17 protein-coding genes are annotated in these 19,785 nt (G+C 71.7%); 9 read left to right on the forward strand and 8 right to left on the reverse strand.

The window, feature by feature from the left end; genetic code table 11:
• Positions 1 to 24: 24 nt before the first annotated feature.
• Genes ACY0PA_RS13070 through rsmH form a run of 3 tightly spaced genes read right to left on the reverse strand, consistent with a single transcriptional unit; the run spans position 25 to position 3,533 of the window.
• Entirely contained in the window at positions 25 to 1,992 is a 1,968-nt protein-coding gene (locus ACY0PA_RS13070) for a peptidoglycan D,D-transpeptidase FtsI family protein (RefSeq protein ID WP_473084777.1), read from the reverse strand.
• A gap of 4 nt (positions 1,993 to 1,996) precedes the next feature.
• On the reverse strand, positions 1,997 to 2,548 hold the full coding sequence (gene ftsL, locus ACY0PA_RS13075; RefSeq protein ID WP_473084778.1) for a cell division protein FtsL: 552 nt from the start codon (positions 2,546 to 2,548) through the stop codon (positions 1,997 to 1,999).
• Between the two features lie 25 nt (positions 2,549 to 2,573).
• Positions 2,574 to 3,533, reverse strand: a complete 960-nt coding sequence (gene rsmH, locus ACY0PA_RS13080; protein WP_473084779.1) for a 16S rRNA (cytosine(1402)-N(4))-methyltransferase RsmH — start codon at positions 3,531 to 3,533, stop codon at positions 2,574 to 2,576.
• Positions 3,534 to 3,851: 318 nt separating this feature from the next.
• Between rsmH and ACY0PA_RS13085 the strand changes: the two genes are divergently transcribed.
• From ACY0PA_RS13085 to ACY0PA_RS13100, 4 genes are all read left to right on the forward strand, one after another.
• Positions 3,852 to 4,400: a beta-class carbonic anhydrase gene (locus ACY0PA_RS13085; RefSeq protein WP_473084780.1), complete on the forward strand. Its 549-nt coding sequence runs from the start codon at positions 3,852 to 3,854 to the stop codon at positions 4,398 to 4,400.
• A gap of 196 nt (positions 4,401 to 4,596) precedes the next feature.
• A complete protein-coding gene (locus ACY0PA_RS13090; protein WP_473084781.1) occupies positions 4,597 to 5,616 on the forward strand; it encodes an AAA family ATPase in 1,020 nt (339 codons plus the stop codon).
• Positions 5,616 to 6,965: a DUF58 domain-containing protein gene (locus ACY0PA_RS13095; protein ID WP_473084782.1), complete on the forward strand. Its 1,350-nt coding sequence runs from the start codon at positions 5,616 to 5,618 to the stop codon at positions 6,963 to 6,965. The genes ACY0PA_RS13090 and ACY0PA_RS13095 overlap by 1 nt, the downstream gene beginning before the upstream one ends.
• Before the next feature lie 34 nt (positions 6,966 to 6,999).
• The gene (locus tag ACY0PA_RS13100; RefSeq protein ID WP_473084783.1) at positions 7,000 to 9,417 is read left to right on the forward strand and encodes a transglutaminase TgpA family protein; all 2,418 of its coding nucleotides are present in this window, start codon (positions 7,000 to 7,002) and stop codon (positions 9,415 to 9,417) included.
• A 168-nt stretch (positions 9,418 to 9,585) separates the two neighbouring features.
• Here the strand turns inward: ACY0PA_RS13100 and ACY0PA_RS13105 are convergent, their stop codons facing one another.
• The 3 genes from ACY0PA_RS13105 to ACY0PA_RS13115 form a co-directional block, all read right to left on the reverse strand.
• Positions 9,586 to 9,996 (reverse strand): DUF3040 domain-containing protein, encoded by a 411-nt coding sequence (locus ACY0PA_RS13105; protein ID WP_100592210.1) that lies wholly within the window; start codon positions 9,994 to 9,996, stop codon positions 9,586 to 9,588.
• A 274-nt stretch (positions 9,997 to 10,270) separates the two neighbouring features.
• Positions 10,271 to 11,041: a methyltransferase gene (locus ACY0PA_RS13110; protein WP_100592209.1), complete on the reverse strand. Its 771-nt coding sequence runs from the start codon at positions 11,039 to 11,041 to the stop codon at positions 10,271 to 10,273.
• 128 nt (positions 11,042 to 11,169) lie between these two features.
• Positions 11,170 to 11,724, reverse strand: coding sequence for an SAV_6107 family HEPN domain-containing protein (locus ACY0PA_RS13115; protein WP_473084784.1), 555 nt, complete (start codon positions 11,722 to 11,724; stop codon positions 11,170 to 11,172).
• A 159-nt stretch (positions 11,725 to 11,883) separates the two neighbouring features.
• Between ACY0PA_RS13115 and ACY0PA_RS13120 the strand changes: the two genes are divergently transcribed.
• From ACY0PA_RS13120 to ACY0PA_RS13140, 5 genes are all read left to right on the forward strand, one after another.
• The gene (locus ACY0PA_RS13120) at positions 11,884 to 12,666 is read left to right on the forward strand and encodes an ATP-binding cassette domain-containing protein (RefSeq protein WP_473084785.1); all 783 of its coding nucleotides are present in this window, start codon (positions 11,884 to 11,886) and stop codon (positions 12,664 to 12,666) included.
• A complete protein-coding gene (locus tag ACY0PA_RS13125; protein WP_473084786.1) occupies positions 12,638 to 14,722 on the forward strand; it encodes a YhgE/Pip family protein in 2,085 nt (694 codons plus the stop codon). The genes ACY0PA_RS13120 and ACY0PA_RS13125 overlap by 29 nt, the downstream gene beginning before the upstream one ends.
• A 35-nt stretch (positions 14,723 to 14,757) precedes the next feature.
• Complete coding sequence (locus ACY0PA_RS13130) at positions 14,758 to 15,366, forward strand: TetR/AcrR family transcriptional regulator (RefSeq protein WP_473084787.1); 609 nt, start codon at positions 14,758 to 14,760, stop codon at positions 15,364 to 15,366.
• Positions 15,367 to 15,695: 329 nt separating this feature from the next.
• On the forward strand, positions 15,696 to 16,352 hold the full coding sequence (locus ACY0PA_RS13135; protein WP_473084788.1) for a DUF4126 domain-containing protein: 657 nt from the start codon (positions 15,696 to 15,698) through the stop codon (positions 16,350 to 16,352).
• Between the two features lie 59 nt (positions 16,353 to 16,411).
• The gene (locus ACY0PA_RS13140) at positions 16,412 to 17,911 is read left to right on the forward strand and encodes a phytoene desaturase family protein (protein WP_473084789.1); all 1,500 of its coding nucleotides are present in this window, start codon (positions 16,412 to 16,414) and stop codon (positions 17,909 to 17,911) included.
• A gap of 19 nt (positions 17,912 to 17,930) precedes the next feature.
• Here the strand turns inward: ACY0PA_RS13140 and ACY0PA_RS13145 are convergent, their stop codons facing one another.
• Entirely contained in the window at positions 17,931 to 18,767 is an 837-nt protein-coding gene (locus ACY0PA_RS13145; protein WP_473084790.1) for a hypothetical protein, read from the reverse strand.
• Positions 18,768 to 18,814: 47 nt separating this feature from the next.
• The gene (gene metF, locus ACY0PA_RS13150; RefSeq protein WP_473084791.1) at positions 18,815 to 19,735 is read right to left on the reverse strand and encodes a methylenetetrahydrofolate reductase [NAD(P)H]; all 921 of its coding nucleotides are present in this window, start codon (positions 19,733 to 19,735) and stop codon (positions 18,815 to 18,817) included.
• Between the last annotated feature and the right edge of the window lie 50 nt (positions 19,736 to 19,785).

Consider the following 19,785-nt stretch of genomic DNA (forward strand, 5'->3'; position numbering starts at 1 on the left):
ACCTGGTCACTCTCGGGGCTCGGATCAGGGCTGGAAGCTGACGGGCAGCCGGGCGGGCTCGGCGCCGGTGGGCGGGACCTGGAGCGTCTTGAGGGCGAACTCCATGACCTGCTTGTAGATGGGGCCGCAGATCTGGCCACCGAAGTAGCTGCCCTTGGTGGCGTTCTGGATCGCGCAGTAGACGGTGACGCGGGGCTGGTCGGCGGGGGCGAAACCGGCGAAGGACGAGGTGTAGCCCTTGTATCTGCCGGTGGCCGGATCTACTCGGTTGGCGGTGCCGGTCTTTCCGGCGACGCGGTAGCCGGGGATGCGCGCCTTGGCGCCGGTGCCCTCCTCGTCGTCCACGACGGACTCGAGCATCTGCGCGACCGTCTTGGCCGTTTTCGCGCTGACGACCCGGTTCTCCTTGGGCTTCGGGGCCGGAGTGAACCTGCCGTCGGGTCCCTTGGTGCCGCGTACGAGGGTGGGCTCCACGCGTACGCCGCCGTTGGCGATGGTCGAGTAGACGGAGGCCGCCTGCATCGCGTTGATGGAGAAACCCTGGCCGAAAGGGATCGTGTACTGCTGCGAGGTCGACCACTCGTCGGCGGGGGCCAGGATGCCCGGGGTCTCGCCCGGGAAGTCGAGCCCGGTGGGGCGGCCGATGCCGAACTTGCGCAGGTACGACGAGAGGACCTGGTTGGCCTGGTGCTGGGTCTTGCCGAGCTGGCCCGCGGCCAGGATGGTGCCGATGTTGCTGGACTTGGCGAGCACGCCGTTCAGCGTGAGGTGCCAGGTGGGGTGGTCGATGTCGTCCTGGAAGAGCCGGTCGCCGCGGTGCAGCCGGTTGGGCACCGTGACATGTGTGTCCGGGGTGGCCGCTTTCTCCTCGAGCACGGCGGCCATCGACATGACCTTCGCGGTGGAGCCGGGCTCGTACGCGTCCTGGAGCGCGGCGTTGCCCAGGGCGGTGGAGTTGGCCTGCGAGAGGTCGTTGGGGTCAAAGCCGGGCGCGTTGGCCATCGCCAGGACCTCGCCGGTCCGGGTGTCCTGCACCATCACGTAGCCGCGGTCCGCGCCGGACTTCTTCACCTGGTCGGTGATCGCCTCCTGGGCGGCCCACTGGATGTCGCGGTCGATGGTGAGCTCGATCTCCGAACCGGGCACGGCGGGCTGCTCGTTGCTGCCGGCCGTGGGCACCTGGCGGCCGCCGGACTGGGCGTACTTGATCTTGCCGGGCTTGCCCGCAAGATCTTTGTTCAGCTGCTGCTCGACACCGCCGCCGCCCTTGCCGTCGGCGTTGACCCAGCCCAGTATCCCGGCGGCCAGATCGCCGTTCGGGTACACGCGCTTGCTGCTGGGGTCGGCGAAGACTCCGGCGATGACGCTCGCCGACTTCTCCCGGTCCGCCTTCTCCGCGAGCGTGCTCTTGAGGTCCTTGATCTGCTTCCAGACCTGGGGGGTCTGGCGGCGGGCCAGCAGGACGTAGCGCGTCCTGGGGGTCCGCAGCTTCTTCGCGACCACGTCGGCGTCCATGCCGAGGATCGGGGCGAGGAGCGCCGCGGCCTGCTCGGGCGCGTCCTTCGGCACCGCCGGGGGCGGGGTGTTCTTGCCGGCCACGGTGTCCGCCGGCCGGAACATCGTGGGGTCGGCGGTGATGTCGTACGCGTCCACGCTGGTGGCGAGCGCGACGCCACTGCGGTCCGTGATCCCGCCGCGCTCGGCCGCGAGGACGTGCTCGACGTACCGGTGCTGTTCGGCCTTGGCCGCGTACGCGCTGGCGTCGACGGCCTGCACCTGGAGCAGGCGTACGACGAAGGCGATGAGGACGAGGGTCAGGCCGAGGCTGACCATGCGCAGCCGGGGCCGCGGGCTGCCGAGGCGCAGGGCGACGGGCGCCTTGACGGGGGCCGGCCGCGGGCGCCGCGCGCCGGGGCCGGGGCGCCGGGGGGCTGGGCGGCCGTTCCTCGCGGGCGCTGGGACCCGGCGTCGCGGGGGCTCCCTGTCGGTCATTCCGTCACCTGCCGGAGGTCGAGGGCGCGGGTTTCACCTGCGAGGACGTGGGGTTCGGTGTGGCCTTGGGGGTCGCTGACGGGGTTGGCGTGGCCATGGGGGTCGCTGACGGGGTCGGCGAGGAGCTCGGAGTCCTGCCCACGACCTCGGGCGGGGGCGGCGCGGGGCGCCACAGCGCAGAGGGGGCCGCCGCGCCGGGGACGCCGCGCACGGTGCCGTCGGGGTTGAGGAAGGCCGGGTCGCCGCCGGGGACCATACCCAGCTCGCGGGCGCGGCGCTGCAGGGAGTCGGGGGCCGCGTAGGCGTCGACGTCGCGCTGGAGCGCCTGCTCGTCCTCGGTGAGGTCGGTCGTCTGCTTCTTGATGTCGTTCAGCCTGAACGACCCTTCGTTGAGCGCCGAGTTCAGCATCAGGAGCGTGATCAGCCCGCCGCCGAGCAGGAGCACGACGAGGAGCACGAACGGTGTGCGGGCGGCCTGGCTGCCACCCGCGGGCCCCGAGGGCAGCAGCCGCGCGAGTCGCGCGGCCCTCCCCCGCAGTTCGCCCCTCGGACTCATCGACCCCTCCTCGCGCGCCCGGAACTCACCCGGCGACCTCCTCGCGGATGCGCTGCGCACCCCGCAGCCGCGCCGGGGCCGCCCGGCGGTTCTCGGCGACCTCTTCCTCCGTGGGGAGCTCGGCGCCGCGCGTGAGCAGCTTGAGCCGCGGCTGATAGCGCTCGGGGACGACCGGGAGCCCGGGCGGCGCGGTGTTGGCGGCGCCGGCCGCGAACACCTGCTTCACGAGCCGGTCCTCGAGCGAGTGGTACGACAGGACCGCGATACGTCCCCCGACGGCGAGCGCCTGCACGGCGGCCGGAATCGCCCGCTCCAGGACGCTGAGCTCGCCGTTCACCTCGATGCGCAGGGCCTGGAAGGTGCGCTTGGCGGGGTTGCCGCCGGTGCGCTTGGCGGCCTGCGGCAGCGCGTCGCGGATCAGTTCCACGAGCCGGGCGCTGTTGCTGAACGGCTCCTTCTCGCGCTCGCGCACGACCGCCGAGACGATCCGCTTGGCCTGCTTCTCCTCGCCGTACGCGCGCAGGATCCGCACCAGCTCGCCCGGGGGGTACGTGTTGAGGACCTCGGCGGCGCTCATTCCGGTCGTCTGGTCCATGCGCATGTCGAGCGGCGCGTCCTGCGCGTAGGCGAAGCCGCGCTCGGCCTCGTCGAGTTGCATGGAGGAGACGCCCAGGTCGAAGAGGACGCCCTGCACGCGCGGGACGCCGAGCCGGCCGAGGACCTCGGGCAGCTCGTCGTAGACGGCGTGTACGAGGGTGGCGCGGTCGCCGAACGGGGCGAGGCGCTCACCGGAGAGGCGCAGGGCCTCCTTGTCGCGGTCGAGACCGACGAGGCGGCAGGAGGGGAACGTGGAGAGGAGGGCCTCGCTGTGTCCGCCGAGGCCGAGCGTGCAGTCGACGACGACCGCGCCCGGCTCGGCGAGGGCCGGGGCCAACAGGTCCAGGCAGCGCTGGAGCATCACCGGGACATGTCGGGACTGGCTCAAGGGGCCCTCTCAGTTCCGGCGCGGCGCCCACGCACCGCCGGGGTGCCCGTCGCGCACGTGGTGAAGAGTCCGGTGAAGTGCCGGGATCTTCGGTGTTTCCTGGGGTTTCCGCGTCACTTTAGTCCACGGTGTCGCCCGGTCAATCAACCGGCCTGCGCGTCGCGCGCCGCCTCTTCGCGATGCCACGGGTCAGCAGAAATCACCCGTACGGGCGAGTCGGCGCTGCCTCTGTGGGTTACCTCACAACAAGCCGCGAAGGCGTTCTTTGTCCCCTCTCACAGCGGGCTTGTCCCAGCAGTGACCATTACCGTCATAGCTATGACGACTTCCGCATCCCTCCCTGCCGAGTCCGAAGGCGCCATACCCGTCGACGGCACCGTGACCGACCGTCTCGTCGAGGCGAACCAGCGCTACGCGGCGGCGTTCGCCGACCCCGGCATGGACGCCCGGCCCGTCCTGAAGGTGGCCGTCGTGGCGTGCATGGACGCCCGGCTCGACCTGCACGACGCCCTGGGTCTCGAACTGGGCGACTGCCACACCATCCGCAATGCGGGCGGCGTCGTCACCGATGACGTCATCCGGTCGCTCACCATCAGCCAGCGGGCGCTCGGCACCCGCAGTGTGGTCCTCATCCACCACACCGGCTGCGGCCTGGAGAGCCTCACGGAGGAGTTCCGCCACGAGCTGGAGATGGAGGTCGGCCAGCGTCCGGCCTGGGCCGTCGAGGCGTTCCGCGATGTCGACCAGGACGTGCGCCAGTCGATGCAGCGCGTGCGGACGTCCCCGTTCCTGGTGGACACCGGCAATGTGCGCGGATTCGTCTTCGATGTGAAGACGGGTCTCCTCCGGGAGATTGATCCCGCGTAACAAAAGGCCGCAAGCCCCGACATATCGCTGGCAGTTATCCACAGGCGGATGACACGAACCGGTAACGGCAACAAGAATGCGGAGTGGCACCCCGTGCGAGGAGATGGAACTCGTCGCGCGTGGTGTCCGTGTTTCGGGGTGGGCCGGGCCGCAGCCAAGAGCGTCGGCCCGGAAAGTACGGGCCGAGGAGGGCCGGGTGACGACCTATGACGATCGAGCGAGCCTCACTGATCTGACCACCACTGTGGAGCGGGTGCGCAGGTCGGTGGAGGGTGTGATCGAGGGCAAGCCGGAGGTCGTACGGCTTTCGCTGACGGTGCTCCTGGCCGAGGGGCACCTGCTCATCGAGGATGTACCGGGCGTCGGCAAGACCATGCTGGCGAAGGCGCTCGCCAAGTCCATCGACTGCTCGGTGCGTCGCATCCAGTTCACGCCCGACCTGCTGCCGTCGGACATCACCGGTGTGTCCATCTGGGACCAGCAGCGCAGGGACTTCGAGTTCAAGCCCGGTGCGATCTTCGCGCAGATCGTGATCGGCGACGAGATCAACCGCGCGTCCCCGAAGACACAGTCGGCGCTCCTGGAGTCCATGGAGGAGCGCCAGGTCACCATCGACGGGCAGACGTACGAGCTGCCCAGCCCCTTCATGGTGGTGGCCACGCAGAACCCGGTCGAGATGGAGGGCACGTACCCGCTGCCCGAGGCGCAGCGCGACCGTTTCATGGCCCGGGTGTCGATCGGCTATCCGAGCCCGGAGGCCGAGCTGCAGATGCTCGACATCCATGGCGGGGCCTCCCCGCTGGACGACCTCCAGCCGGTGGCGCACGCGCACGACATCGTGAAGCTCGTCGACGCCGTCCGCTCGGTCCACGTGGCCGACTCGGTGCGGCGGTACGCGGTCGACCTGGTCGCTGCCACGCGCAGCCACCCCGACCTCAGACTCGGCGCCTCGCCGCGCGCCACGCTTCATCTGCTGCGGGCGGCGAAGGCATCCGCGGCGCTGAGCGGGCGTGAGTACGCACTGCCCGACGACGTGCAAGCGCTCGCCGTACAGGTCCTCGCGCACCGCCTGCTGCCCACCGCCCAGGCCCAGTTGAACCGGCGCACGTCCGAGCAGGTCGTCCTGGAGATCATCCAGCACACGGCGGTCCCGGCCGCCTCGGGCCACGGATCCCCGATGTACGGCCAGCAGCCGCCCGGCGCCCGGAGGCTGTGATGGCCGACGGGGGAGGCTCCGAGGGTGACGCCGACAAGAGCGGCCTCCGGGTCGCGCTCTCGGGGCTGACCACCAGGGGCCGTTCGTTCCTGGCCGCCGGGATCGCGGCGGCGATCTGCGCGTATGTCCTGGGGCAGGCCGATCTGCTCCGGGTCGGGCTGCTGCTCGCCGTGCTGCCGCTGGTCTGCGCGTTCGTGCTCTACCGCACGCGCTACCGGGTCTCGAGCAGCCGACGCCTGTCCCCCGCGCGCGTGCCCGCAGGCAGCGAGGCCCGCGTCCATCTCCGGATGGACAACGTCTCGCGGCTGCCCACCGGTCTGCTGATGCTCCAGGACCGGGTGCCGTACGTGCTCGGGCCGCGTCCCCGTTTCGTCCTGGACCGGGTGGAGGCGGGCGGCCGCCGCGAGGTGTCGTACCGCGTGCGCTCGGACCTGCGGGGCCGCTATCCGCTCGGCCCGCTCCAGCTGCGCCTGACGGACCCGTTCGGCCTGTGCGAACTGTCCCGTTCCTTCTCCACGTACGACACCCTCACGGTCATCCCGCGCGTGGAGCCGCTGCCCGCGGTGCGGCTGACCGGAGAGGCCAAGGGGTACGGCGACGGGCGCAACCGCTCGCTGGCCCTGGCCGGCGAGGACGACGTGATCCCGCGCGGTTACCGCTACGGAGACGACCTGCGCCGCGTGCACTGGCGCTCGACCGCGCGATACGGCGAGCTGATGGTGCGCCGCGAGGAGCAGCCGCAGCGGGCCCGCTGCACGGTGCTCCTCGACACCCGGCGCCTCGCCTTCCAGGGCGCGGGCCCCGACTCGGCCTTCGAGTGGGCGGTGTCCGGTACGGCGTCGACACTGTTCCACATGCTCGAACGGGGCTTCTCCGTACGCCTGTTGACCGATACGGGCACTTCGGTGCCGAGCGAGGGGTCCGACGGGTTCGCGGGCGCCAGCCAGGAGTCGGCGGACGCTGCCGGACTGATGATGGACACGCTCGCCGTCGTCGACCACTCGGACGGCTCGGGGCTCTCGCGCGCCTACGAGATGCTGCGTGGGGGGAACGAGGGGCTGCTGGTGGCCTTCTTCGGCGATCTCGACGAAGAACAGACGGCGGTCGCCGCCAAGATGCGGCAGCGCAGCGGCGGCGCCGTCGCCTTCGTCCTGGACAGCGGGGCCTGGACGCGCGGCGCCCCTTCGGAGCGCTGCGAGGAGCGGCTGCGGATGCTGCGCGAGGCGGGCTGGTCCGCCCACGCGGTCCCGCCCGGCACGTCCTTGACCGAGCTGTGGCGGGACGCCGACCGGCACCGGGCGGCCACGGGCGCGCAGAGCGGACCGGCGGTGTCCGGGTGGGGTTCTTGATCACGCGTGATGTCTCAGGGGGAAAGGCGCGGTCATGAGTGGAGGCGCTCGGCTGGCGCTGTGTGCGACGACGGCCACGTTCCTGGCGGCGTGCGCGCTGCTGCCGCTGGTCGATCTGGCGACCTGGATCTTCCAGGCCGCGTTCCTGCTGGTCGTCCAGGCCGGGGTGGGGGCACTGACCCGGCGGGTGCCTCTCGCGCGGCCGTTCACGGTGGCCGTGCAGGCGCTCGTGACGCTGCTGCTGCTGACTCTGCTGTTCGCGAACGCCCAGGCGATCGGCGGGGTGCTGCCGGGGCCGGAGGCGTTCCGTCACTTCGGGGAGCTGCTCCAGGCGGGCGGCGACGACGTGGGGCGGTTCGCGATCCCCGCGCCGCTGTCCGACGGGATCCGGCTGATGCTCGTGGGCGGCGTCCTGGTGATCGGCCTCGCGGTGGACGCGCTCGCGGTGACGTTCCGCAGCGCGGCGCCCGCCGGGCTGCCGCTGCTCGCCCTCTACTCGGTCGCCGCGGGCCTCTCCCAGGGCTCCACCGACTGGCTGTGGTTCCTGCTCGCCGCCGGTGGCTATCTGCTGCTGCTCCTCGCCGAGGGCCGGGACCGGCTCTCGCAGTGGGGGCGCGTCTTCGGCGGTACGGCCCGCTCACCGGGCCGCGCGGGCGGCGCGTTGGAGAGCACGGCCGACGCAGTGGCCCCGATTCGTACGGGCCGCCGCATCGGCGCGCTCGCGCTCGGCATCGCCCTGGTGGTGCCTCTCGCGCTGCCCGCGCTCGACGGCGGTCTGCTCGGCCCGTCGGGTAGGGGGACGGGTGTGGGCTCCGGAGGCGGCGGCACCATCTCCGCCGTGAACCCCCTGGTCTCCCTTCAGAACAGCCTGAACCAGCCCGAGGACCGGGAGGTGATGTCGTACCGCACGAACTCGAAGAACACCCAGGACCTGTATCTGCGGATCGTCTCCCTCGACGAGTTCGACGGGACGACCTGGCGGCCCGCCAAGCGCAGCGTCATCGACGTGCCCTCGCCGTTCCCGAGCCCGCGCGGCCTCGGCGCGGACGTCCGCAGGACGGAGATCCGCACGAACATCGCGGCGGCCGGCTGGTACGCCCAGGACTGGCTGCCGCTCCCCTACCCGGCGACGAAGGTCGACATCTCGGGACGCTGGCGGTACGAGCCGGTGGGCCGGACCCTCGTCGGCGATCACAACCAGACCACGCGCGGCAAGAAGTACGGCGTAGAGAGCCTGATCGTGCAGCCGACCGCCGAGCAGCTGGCGAACGCTCCCGCGGCGCCCAGCGAGCTGCGCCGGGAGTTCACCAAGGTGCCGTCCTCGCTGCCGGCGATCGTCGAGGAGACGGCGCTGCGCGTCACCGAGGGCGCGACGAACGACTACCAGCGGGCCGTGAAGCTCCAGGACTACTTCGCCGTGAGCGGCGGCTTCACGTACAACACGGAGGTCCGGGCGGGCAGCGGCTCCTCGGCCATCGCCCGTTTCCTGAAGGACAAGGAAGGCTTCTGCGTCCACTTCTCCTTCTCGATGGCCGCGATGGCCAGAACGCTGGGGATTCCGGCGCGGGTGGCGGTGGGCTTCACGCCGGGCTCTCCGCAGGCGGACGGCCGGATGTCGGTTGGCCTGCGGGACGCTCACGCGTGGCCTGAGCTGTACTTCGAGGGCGTGGGCTGGACCCGCTTCGAGCCGACGCCGAACCGCGGCACGGCGCCCGAGTACACGCGTGACGACACCGCGGCGGGCAGCCCGAGCAACCCGGCGGCGCCCAGCGAGGCCGCTTCGTCGGAGCCGTCGGCGGGGCAGCCCTCCGCGTCGGACAACTGCCCGGCGGCCGAGCGGAAGCTGGGCGGCTGCTCGAACACGGCTCCCGCGGTGATCGGCGTGTCCGGCGGCGACGGCCCGCCTTTCGGCACGATCGCCCTCATCGCGCTCGGCGTACTGCTGGTGGTGCTCGTGCCGCTGCTCCCGATGCTGTGGCGGCGGCGGGTACGGGCGGTGCGGCTCGGCTCGCCCGGCCGCACGGACGGGGACGCGGCGGCACGCGCCCTCGCGGCGTGGCTGGAAGTGACCGATACGGCGTGGGACCACGGCATCGCACCGGACGAGTCGCAGACGCCGCGGAAGGCGGCTGCGCGGATCGTCCGCGTCGGACAGCTCGACCAGGTGGCGGCGGACTCCGTGCATCGGGTGGCGGCCGCGGTGGAGCAGGTCCTCTACGCGCCGAGGCCGCAGCCGACGGCGGGTCTCGGGGACGACGTGCGCCGCCTTGAGCAGGGCCTGCACGCCAAGTCGAGCCGCTCGGCCCGGCTGCGGGCGACGCTCGCACCCCGCTCGACTGTTCGAGTGGCGTGGAGCCTTTCGCAGCGCTGGGCGGCGCTGGGCTCCCGCTGGACGGCGCGGAAGTCGACGCTCCTGCGGCGTCCGCGGCGGCCTTCCGGCCAGGAGAGCTGAGAGGGCGGCCGCTCGTGCGCAAGCGGCCACGCTGAGGCGCCGGCGCGCGGATACGCCTGAGGGGTGACCACCCGTGAGTGGTCACCCCTCAGCTACGTCTGTTCCTGTGAAGCTACGTCTGTTCCTGTGAGGACTGTTGATCCCGTGAGGACTTCGTCCGGCGGGGGCTCAGTGGCCGCCCTGTTCGTCTCGGCGGCGCTGCCAGCGCTGCTCGATCCGGTTCATCATCGAGCGGCGCTGCTTGCCCTGACGCCGCGCGGCCGGCGGCGCTCCTGGCGCTGCTCCGGCAGCCGGCTGTTCACCGGGCTTGGGCGCTTTGCGCCATCCGGTCACGGCAAGCACCGCGCAGCCCAGCATGACGAGGAACCCCACCACGCTGATCCAGATCTGCTGTGCGACCATTCCGGCCATGAGGAGCGCGATACCCACCAGGAAGCCGGCGACTGCCTGGTAGACCCGACGTCGGGTGTACGTACGCAGCCCGCTTCCCTCAAGCGCTGTCGCGAACTTGGGATCTTCGGCGTACAGCGCTCGCTCCATCTGCTCGAGCATTCGCTGCTCGTGCTCCGAGAGCGGCACGGAGTCCTCCTCATCGTGCAGTCGCCGGGGCGACCGGGGGTCCCCTTCAGGATAGGCAGGGAATCGCCCCCGTGAAACCCGCCCCTCTACGCCAACTTCGCCAACCAGGACCACCACTCCGCTCCGGCTCGCTGAGGCCTTAATGCCCCGGCGGCCGTCCCGTCATGCCGGACCGGCTCCCTCGATCATACGGCGCCCGGCGCCGAAGCGGGGGGCCTGTGGCGTACTCCATCCGCCGCTGCGCCGCTGATCAGCGGCGCGTCACCGGGGGCAGTCAGGCCTCCGGGGTCCCCTGCTTCTCGCCGAGGACGTGCAGTTGCGTGGCGACGGAGTGGAAGGCGGGCACCTCGGCGGCGGCGGCCTCCAGCTTGAGGAGCTCCTGGAGGGCTCCCGGTTCGGTGTCCACGAGGACGCCCGGCACGAGGTCGGCGAAGACCCGTACGCCGTGCACCGCGCCGACCTCGACGCCCGCGGATCCGACGAGCTGGGTGAGCTGCTCGGCGCTGAAGCGGCGCGGCACGGGGTCGCCGTCGCCCCAGCGGCCCGCCGGGTCGCCGAGGGCCTGCCTGGCCTCCTTGAAGTGCCCGGCGAGTGCCCGGGCGAGCACGGCGCCGCCGAGTCCCGCGGCGAGCAGGCTGAGGACGCCGGAGGAGCGGAGGGCGCCCACCGCGTTGCGTACGCCCTCGGCCGGGTCGTCGACGTACTCCAGGACGCCGTGGCACAGGACCACGTCGTATCCGTCGCGCTCGACGACGTCGAAGAGACCGGAGACGTCGCCCTGCACCCCGCGTACGCGGTCGGCCACGCCGGCCTCGGCCGCGCGGCGCTCGAGTGCGAAGAGCGCGTTCGGGCTGGGGTCGACGACGGTGACGCGGTGACCGAGGCCGGCTACGGGCACCGCGAAGTTGCCGCTGCCGCCTCCGGTGTCGAGCACGTCGAGCGACTCGCGCCCCGTGGCCTTGACGCGACGGTCGAGGGCGTCCTTGAGAACGTCCCAGACCACGGCGGTACGGAGAGAAGCGCGGGGGCGCATCGGGTCCGACACGACAGGTGACTCCTCGGCGCGGCTCCGGCTCATGGGCTGCGGAGCGATGGGGATTCCTCCCCCACCGGCACGGCGATGGGTGGAGGCTTCGGGCGCCTCCACCCTATTGCCTCGTGAGTACTGTCCGGTCACCCCACGTCGGGCACCTCCCGGCCCGCCGCCGGGCCCTCGTCCTGCGCCCTGGGCTGGGGCAGTAACGGCTGGAGGACCAGCATCCGCTCGACGAGGCGCAGGAACATCGCGACGTCGCGGAGCAGGTCGTCCGCGTCGCGGATGCTGGCCGCTCCCTGGATGCCCGCTTCGGCGCGTGCCCTGCGGGTGGCGCCGGAGGCGAACAGGGCGCTCCACTCGGTCAGTTCGGGTGCGATCTCGGGGAGCACTTCCCAGGCGCTCCGTATCCGGGCGCGGCGTCGGGGTGTGGGTTCGGGGCGGCCGCGGGCGGCGAGTACGGCGGCCGCGGTGCGCAGCGCGGCGAGATGGGCCGTGGCGTACCGCTCGTTGGGCGTTTCGAGGAGGGCCGCCTCGTCGAGGCCCGTGCGCGCCTGGGCGAGCAGGTCAAGAGCGGCGGGAGGGGCAGTTGTCCGGCGGAGTACGGGGTGGACGTCGGCGGCGGGTCCGGTCAGCGAGGGTGCAGGGCCTGTGGCGCGGGGCCGGCGTGCGGCTGCTGCTGAATGTCCAGCCATGACGAACCTCCTGTCGTCTGCGTGACGGCTCAGTGGCCGTATGTGCCCATCGTGGAGTACGCCACTGACAATCGGCCCTGACCTGCACTTTTGCTTCGAGCGACAGTTCGGGCTAGCTTTTGCACTGACCAGTCAGTTCAAACAAATGGGGGCCTGACCATGGACGGTCCGAACGCGGTCGCCGTCAGCGCCGAGGGGTTCGGGCTCAAGGGCCCGCGCGGCTGGGCGTTCCGCGGGGTGGACATCGACGCGGAGCCCGGGGCGCTCGTCGCCGTCGAAGGGCCGTCCGGGTCGGGCCGCACCTGCCTGCTGCTCGCCCTCACCGGACGTATGCGGCCCACCGAGGGCGCCGCGTCCGTCGGCCCCTTCCGGCTGCCGAAGCAGTTGTCCGCGGTCCGGCGGATCAGCGCTCTCGCCCATGTGCCCGGGGTCACCGACCTCGATCCCGCGCTGACGGTCGAGGAGCATCTGTGCGAACGGGCGCTGCTGCAGCGGCGGTTCGACGGTTCCCTGCGGACGCTGCTGCGGCCAAGGGCCGAGCGTGCGGCCGCCTCGCGGCTGCGGATCGACACCGCGCTGGCCGCCGCGGGCCTCGACCGCGAGGCGCTGCCGAAGGGCACCCGCACCGCCGTGCGCGACCTCGAGCGGATCGAGGCGCTCCGGCTGTCGGTGGCCCTCGCACTGATCGGGCGGCCGCCGCTGCTCGGCGTCGACGACACAGACCTGAAGCTCTCCGACGCCGAACGGGCGCAGGTCTGGGACCTGTTGAGGTCCGTCGCCGAGTCCGGCACGACGGTCGTGGCGGTGTGCAGCGAGGCGCCGAAGGGCGCGGTCGTCGTATCGACGGCGCCCCGCGACGAAGCGGACGAGCAGAGCCCCGATAATCCCGGGACCGACAAGAAGGAGACGGCGGATGCGCTCGCCGAAGCTGGCCGCGCTTGAGCTCAGGCGCTTCGGCAGGGGGAAGCTGCCGCGCGCCGCGCTCGCCGCGCTCCTGCTGCTGCCCCTGCTGTACGGCGCCCTGTACCTGTGGTCGTTCTGGGACCCGTACGGGCGTCTCGACAGGATTCCCGTAGCGCTCGTCAACGACGACAGGGGGGCGCGGGCCGCCGGCCAGAAGATCGTGGCCGGCGACGACATCACCGAGGGGCTGCGCGACAGCAAGACCTTCGAGTGGCATGAGGTGAGCGCGGCGCAGGCCCGCAAGGGCGTCGAGGACGGGACGTACTACCTGTCGCTGACGATGCCCGCGGACTTCAGCGAGCGCATCGCGTCCAGCTCCGGGGACACCCCGGAGACGGGCGCTCTTCAGGTGCGGACGAACGACGCCAACAACTACATCGTCGGGCAGATCTCGCGGACGGTGTTCTCCGAGGTGCGTTCGGCGGCGTCCACCAACGCGTCGCGCTCGTTCCTCGACCGGATCTTCATCTCGTTCTCCGACATCCACGACGCGACCAAGAAGGCCGCGAAGGGGGCCGACCAGCTCAAGGGCGGCATCGGCAAGGCGAAGAAGGGGTCCAAGGACCTGGCGGACGGTCTGAAGGACGCCAAGAAGGGCAGCGGTGAGCTGGCCGGCGGGATCAAGAAGCTGAACAAGGGCGCGGGGGATCTGGAGTCCGGCTCGCAGCAGGTCTCCGACGGCACCCAGCTCCTCGCCGACAAGGTCAACGGCGTCGCGGGGCAGGTGCGCCCGTTCCTGAAGGACAACAAGAAGGCGATCGGCGACACCGCCCGGCTCGTCGCCGACTCCGCGAAGGGCATCCGGCACAACCTCGACGTCCTGGTGAAATCGGCGCCGACGGCCGCCAAGGGCGCGCACGCCGGGTCCGACGCCCTGGACGCGGTCTACAAGGCGCGCTGCGAGACCCTGCCCCTGCCCGACCCGGCCTGCCCCGACCTGAAGAAGGCCAAGGTGGCGGCGGCCGATGTGGCGAAGGTCGCCGACGACCTGAACGTCCTGATCGAGGACGACCACGGCGACCTGGACACCCTCGACCGCCATCTCGCCACGCTCCAGCGGCAGTCCGAGGCACTGGCCAAGCACGCCCCGACGCTTGACCAGGACGTGGCCACCGCCGTCTCGAAGATCAATGCTCTCAACAAGGGCGCGGGCCAGGTCGCCAAGGGTGCCGAGCAGCTGCATACCGGGCTCGGCACGGCGAAGACGGGCTCGGCGGACCTCGACACGGGCGTCGGCAAGCTGAAGACGGGCGCCGGCGATCTCAACGGCGGCATGTTCAAGCTGGCCGACGGCTCCGGAGAGCTGGCCGGCGGGCTCCACGACGGGGTGAAGCGGATCCCCGACTACGACAAGAAGGACCGCGACCAGCGCACCGGCGTCATGTCCGACCCGGTCCAGCTCGCCTCGCAGTCCCTGCACAAGGCGCCCAACTACGGCACCGGATTCGCCCCCTACTTCATCCCGCTGTCCCTGTGGGTCGGCGCGATGGTGGCCTACATGCTGATCCAGCCGCTCAACCGGCGCGCACTCGCCGCGGGCGCCTCCGCCTGGCGGATCGCGCTGGCCGGCTGGCTGCCCGTGGCCGCGCTCGGGGTGCTCCAGGTGGCCGCCCTGATGTCCGTGCTGCACTGGGCGCTGGGGCTCCAGATGGTCAGGGCGGCCGCAACGGTCGGCTTCCTGTTCCTCGTCACGGCGTGCTTCGCGGCGATCGTGCAGTGGCTGAACGCCTGCTTCGGAGCGGCGGGCCGGATCCTCGTACTCGCCGTCCTGATGCTCCAGTTGACGTCGGCGGGCGGCACCTATCCCGTGCAGACGAGCCCCGGCTTCTTCAACGCGATCCACCCCTTCCTGCCGATGACGTACGTCGTCGAGGCGCTGCGGAGACTGATCTCGGGCGGCGGCCTCGGACCCGTGTGGCAGGCGTGTGCCGTGCTCGCCGCGTTCACGGCCGGCGCGCTGGCCCTGACCGCGCTGAGCGCCCGCGGCAAGCAGGTGTGGACACTGGACCGGCTGCACCCCGAGCTCAGCCTGTGAGCGCACCCGCACCGCCGCCTGTGAGAATCAGGGGTATGGAAAGCAGCACACGGCGCCAGGCCACCCGGCAGAAGCTGTACGAGGCCGCGGTCACGCTCATCGCGGAGCAGGGGTTCTCGGCCACCACGGTCGACGAGATCGCCGAACGCGCCGGGGTCGCGAAAGGCACGGTCTACTACAACTTCGCCAGCAAGTCGGTGCTCTTCGAAGAGCTGCTCCGGCACGGCGTCGGGCTTCTCACCGCCTCGTTGCGGGAGGCGTCGGAGAAGACGGCCGCGAGCGGCGGCAGCAAGATCGACGCCCTGGACGCGATGATCCGGGCCGGCCTCGTCTTCATCGACCGCTATCCGGCCTTCACCCAGCTGTACGTGGCCGAGCTGTGGCGCACGAACCGCGCCTGGCAGTCCACCCTCGCCGTGGTCAGGCAGGAGGCCGTCGCCGTAGTGGAGGGCGTGCTGCGGGACGCTGTCGAGGGCGGTGAGCTGAGCGAGGAGATCGACATCCCGCTGACGGCGGCGGCGCTGGTCGGCATGGTCCTGGTGGCCGCGCTCGACTGGCAGGCCTTCCAGTCGGAGCGCTCCCTGGACGACGTCCACGCGGCGCTGTCGCGGCTGCTTCAGGGACGCGTGACGGGCGGCCGCTGACCGCTCCCGCACGCGAAGGGGAGACAAAACAGAGCGCCGGTCCGGCGTGGCCCGCATTCTCAGGCCTCACCGGACCGGCGCGTCCCCCGTGTTCCCCGTATCCCCCGTGTTCCCCCGTGGGCCCGTCGGTCGTGCGGGCCCCCGTACCTCGCCCCGCCGTGGCGGGAGGAGCGGCCAAGGGGGCGAAGCGCTGTTCCGCCGCCCCGTGTCGGCGGTACCGGCGCCGCGCCCCCTTCCGTGCCTCCACTCTCCCGTCCGCGCAGGTCGGACCCCATCCGCGCAGCTACTCATCTCACGTACTGGGTACGGATACTCAGGCCTGGGTGCTCATGCCCAGGACGCACAGTTCGCGACTGGTTACGATCACGTCCGTGTCCGTACTCCCCCTGGTCTTCACCAGCGGCTGGGCGAGCGGGATCAACGCGTACGCGGTGGTCCTCCTCCTCGGTGTCTTCGGCGCGACCGGGCTGACCGACGAAGTCCCCGAGTCGCTCCAGCGCACCGACGTGCTCATCGCCGCCGGGGTGCTGTTCCTGTGCGAGGCCGTTGCCGACAAGATCCCTTACGTGGACTCGCTCTGGGACACCGCGCACACGGTGATCCGGCCGGTATCGGGTGCAGTTGTGGGCGCGCTGCTCGCCGGCCAGAGCGGGTCGCTGTCCGACCTCGCGGCGGGTGCGGTCGGCGGGTCGACGGCGCTGGCCAGCCACGCTGTGAAGGCCGGGACGCGGATGGCGATCAACACCTCGCCCGAGCCGTTCAGCAACGTCGCGGTGAGCTCGGCCGAGGACCTCGGGGTCGCCGGGATCATCACATTCGCCATATTCCATCCCGAGGCGGCCGCGATCATCGCCGCCGTCCTGCTCTTCCTCGGTCTGTTCATGCTGTACTTCCTGATCTCGCGGATCCGGCGGTTCCTGCGGCGCCGGGCGCAACGGCGCGAGGAGCGGCGGATCGCGGACCGTACCGGGGCGCCGCCGGGCTGATCCGGCCCCCGGACGGGCTGTCGGCGAGAGTGTCAGTGGGGGCCGATAAAGTCGCTGACATGGCACGGATTGCGGTGATCGGCGCCGGGATGGGCGCGATGGCGGCCGCTGCCCGGCTGGCCGTGGCAGGCCACCGGGTGGCGGTGTACGAGCGCGCGTCGACGTACGGCGGGGCGCTCGGCGGCTTCGCTCGGGACGGCTTCTCGTTCGACACGGGCCCGGGGCTGCTCCAACTGCCCGCGGTCTACCGGGACTTGTTCATCAAGACGGGCAAGGAACCCCTGGAGGACGCGGTCGGGCTGACCCAGGTGGAGCCCGCCGTGCGGCATGTCTTCGCGGACGGCACGGCGGTGGACCTGCCGAACGCGCGGCGCGCGGGCATCGCCGACGCCCTGGACGCGGCGCTCGGCGAGGGCTCGGGGGCGCGCTGGTCGGCGTTCATGAACCGGGCGCGCGAGGCATGGGACCGCACCCGGCGCCCGCTCCTCGAAGAGCCCCTGTGGCCGAACTGGCGGATCCTCGCGGACCGCGAGCCGTACCCCGTGGTGGTCCGCCGCCGGATGCTGCGCAAGGACCTGTCGGCGACGACGCTCTCCGAGGTGGCCGCTCTTGAGCTGGGCGGGGACCCGCGGCTCGTGGCGCTCCTCGAGCAGTACGCGCTCGCGTCCGGCCTCGATCCGCGTACGGCTCCGGCGAGCGCGGCCGTGCTGCCGTACATGGAGCAGACGTTCGGCACCTGGGCGGTGCGCGGCGGGATGCGGGAGCTGGCGCGGGCCGTGTACGAGCGGTGTCTTCGGCGGAAGGTCGAGTTCGAGTTCGACGCGCCGGTGGCGCGGATCGTGGAGAAGGACGGCCGGGTGGCAGGCGTCGAGCTGGCCGGGGGCAGGGTCATGGAGGCCGACTTCGTGGTCGCCGGTGTGGCGCCCGGCGTCCTCGAAGCACTGCTGCCCGGGCGGGCGCTCAGGGGCGAGGACGACGTGGCGCCGCAGTCGGCGCTGCCGAGCCGGCTGACGGTGTTCCTGGCGCTGCGCGGCGCGCGTCCCGGCGACGCCCCGCACCGGACGGTCGTGCACGCGGCGGACCGGGAGGCCGAGCTGGCCTCGCTGTTCGGCGGGGGGACGGCGGTGGCGGAGCGGCCGACGGTCACGGTCCTGCGTCCCGACGACGCCTCCGTGGTGCCGGACCCGGACCATGAGGCGGTCACACTGGTGGTCACGGTGGCGCGCGGCGCGCGCGTGACGGACGCGGACGTGGAGCGCGTCATCGACGTCGCCGGGCAGGCGGTCCCCGGGCTGCGCGACCGCCTGCTGTGGCACGAGGTCCGCACGCCGTCGGATGTCGCCGAGGCGACCGGAGCCGACGGCGGTTCGGTGCCCGCACCTGCCCTGGCAGCGGCCTCCGGCCGGCTTCTGCACCCGTCCAACAGCACGCTCGTTCCGGGCCTGCTCGCCGTCGGCGGCTGGTCGCACCCGGGCGGCGGGCTGCCGCACGCGGGGATGTCGGGCGCGCTGGCGGCCGGGCTGATCGTGGAGGGCCCGGACTTCCGCGGCTCGCAGTGACGGGCGACGCCCGCCGGGTTCAGTAGCGGTACTGCTGCTGCTCGTTGTAGCCGGAGCCGCCGTCGTAGCCGCCCTGGCCGTTCTGCTCGTACGGGTAGGGCTGCTCCGGGGGCAGTTCGCCGCCGTATTGCTGGTGCTGGTCGTCGCCGGTGCGCTGCTGGGGTACCCAGACCCCGCCGGGCGGCGTCTCCATGCCGTAGCCGCCGTTCGCGTACGGGTCGCCGTACTGCTGTCCCGTGCCGTAGGCGTCGTCGTACTGGGGCTGCGCCGGGTAGGTCTGCGTCCCGATGTACGGGTCGGAGTAGGCGGCGTACTGCTGCTGGCCGTTGTCGTAGCCGTACTGCTGCTGGTCGTAGCCCGCGTACGCGTCGTAGGCGTAGCCCTGTGCGGCCGCGTCCGTGTGGGCGGCGGCCGGGGTGTAGACGCCGTACTGGCCGGTGTCGTCGGGCATCGGCTGCGGCGCGTAGACCGACGTCACCTCGGCCGCGGACTCGGGCTCGGGGGCGGCCGGGTCGGCCGACTCGTACTCCAGGTCGGAGACCTCGAGGACCGGGTCCTGGTGGACCGGCTCCCTGAGCTTGCGCCGCTTGCTGACGCCGGGGTTCCCGCCGAGCGCCCAGCCCGTGGAGAAGCCCCTGCGGAACGACAGCGTCACATACGTCTGGCCGACCGCGAACGTGATGGCGCCGATCCCGATGACGATCACCGACGGGATCAGCACACCGAGGACGACGCCGACAAAGCCGACGAAGGCGAGCAGCCGGAAGCGCAGCCTCGCCTTGTACTGGAGCAGTACCTCACCGAGCAGCCACAACGCGACGATTCCGAACGCGATGTAGAGGACCGTCCAGCCCATGTACGCCCCTCTCGTACGGCCGCCGCCCCTGGTGGAATACGGCCGGGTCAGGCCCGCTGGTCGTGCAGGCCCAGATTCTCGTAGATCTCCAGTGTCGCCGTGGAGTTGTTGAGCGTGATGAAGTGCAGACCCGGAACGCCCTCGTCCAGCAGCTTCGCGCAGAACTCCGTCGCGAACTCGATGCCAATGGAGCGTACAGCCGCCGGATCGTCTTTGGCTGTGAGGATGCGCTCTTTCAGGGCGGGCGGGAACGTGGCGTTGCTGAGCTGCGGCAGCCGCTCCAGCATGCGCACGCTCGTGACCGGCATGATCTCCGGGATGACGGGGGTGTCGCAACCCGCTGCCTCGACCCGGTCGCGCAGCCGCAGGTATTCCTCGGGGTAGAAGAACATCTGGGTGATCGCGTAGTCGGCGCCCGCCCGGCACTTGTCCACGAAGTGGCGGACGTCGGAGTCCCAGTCCTCGGAGCGCGGGTGCATCGCAGGGAAGGCCGCGACGCCTACGCAGAAGTCGCCCGACTCCTTGATGAGCCGGACCAGTTCGGCGGCGTAGGTCAGGCCCTCGGGGTGCGCGAGCCAGTCGGCCATGGGGTCGCCGGGCGGGTCTCCGCGCACGGCGAGGATGTTCCTGATGCCCGCGTCCGCGTACTGCCCGATGATGTTGCGCAGCTCGGCCACGGAGTGGTCGACGGCCGTGAGGTGGGCGACCGGGGTCAGGGTCGTGTCGGCGACGATCTGCTCGGTCTCGCGGACGGTGCCCGCGCGGGTGGAGCCACCGGCGCCGTACGTCACGGAGACGAAGTCGGGCGCGACGGCCTCGACTCGTCGCAGCGCGTTCCAGAGGTTCCGCTCACCCTTCGGGGTCTTCGGCGCCGAGAACTCGAACGAGAAGGTCGTCTTGCCGGTCGCGAGCATGTCGCGCACGGTGCGTGCGCGATCAGTCCTGGTGGAAGCGGTGCCAAGGGCCATATGGGCAGGTTAGCCACGGGAGGGCCCTGCCCCTAATCCCCGTCCACCCT

This window comes from Streptomyces sp. DS1-CR2 (assembly GCF_055760475.1).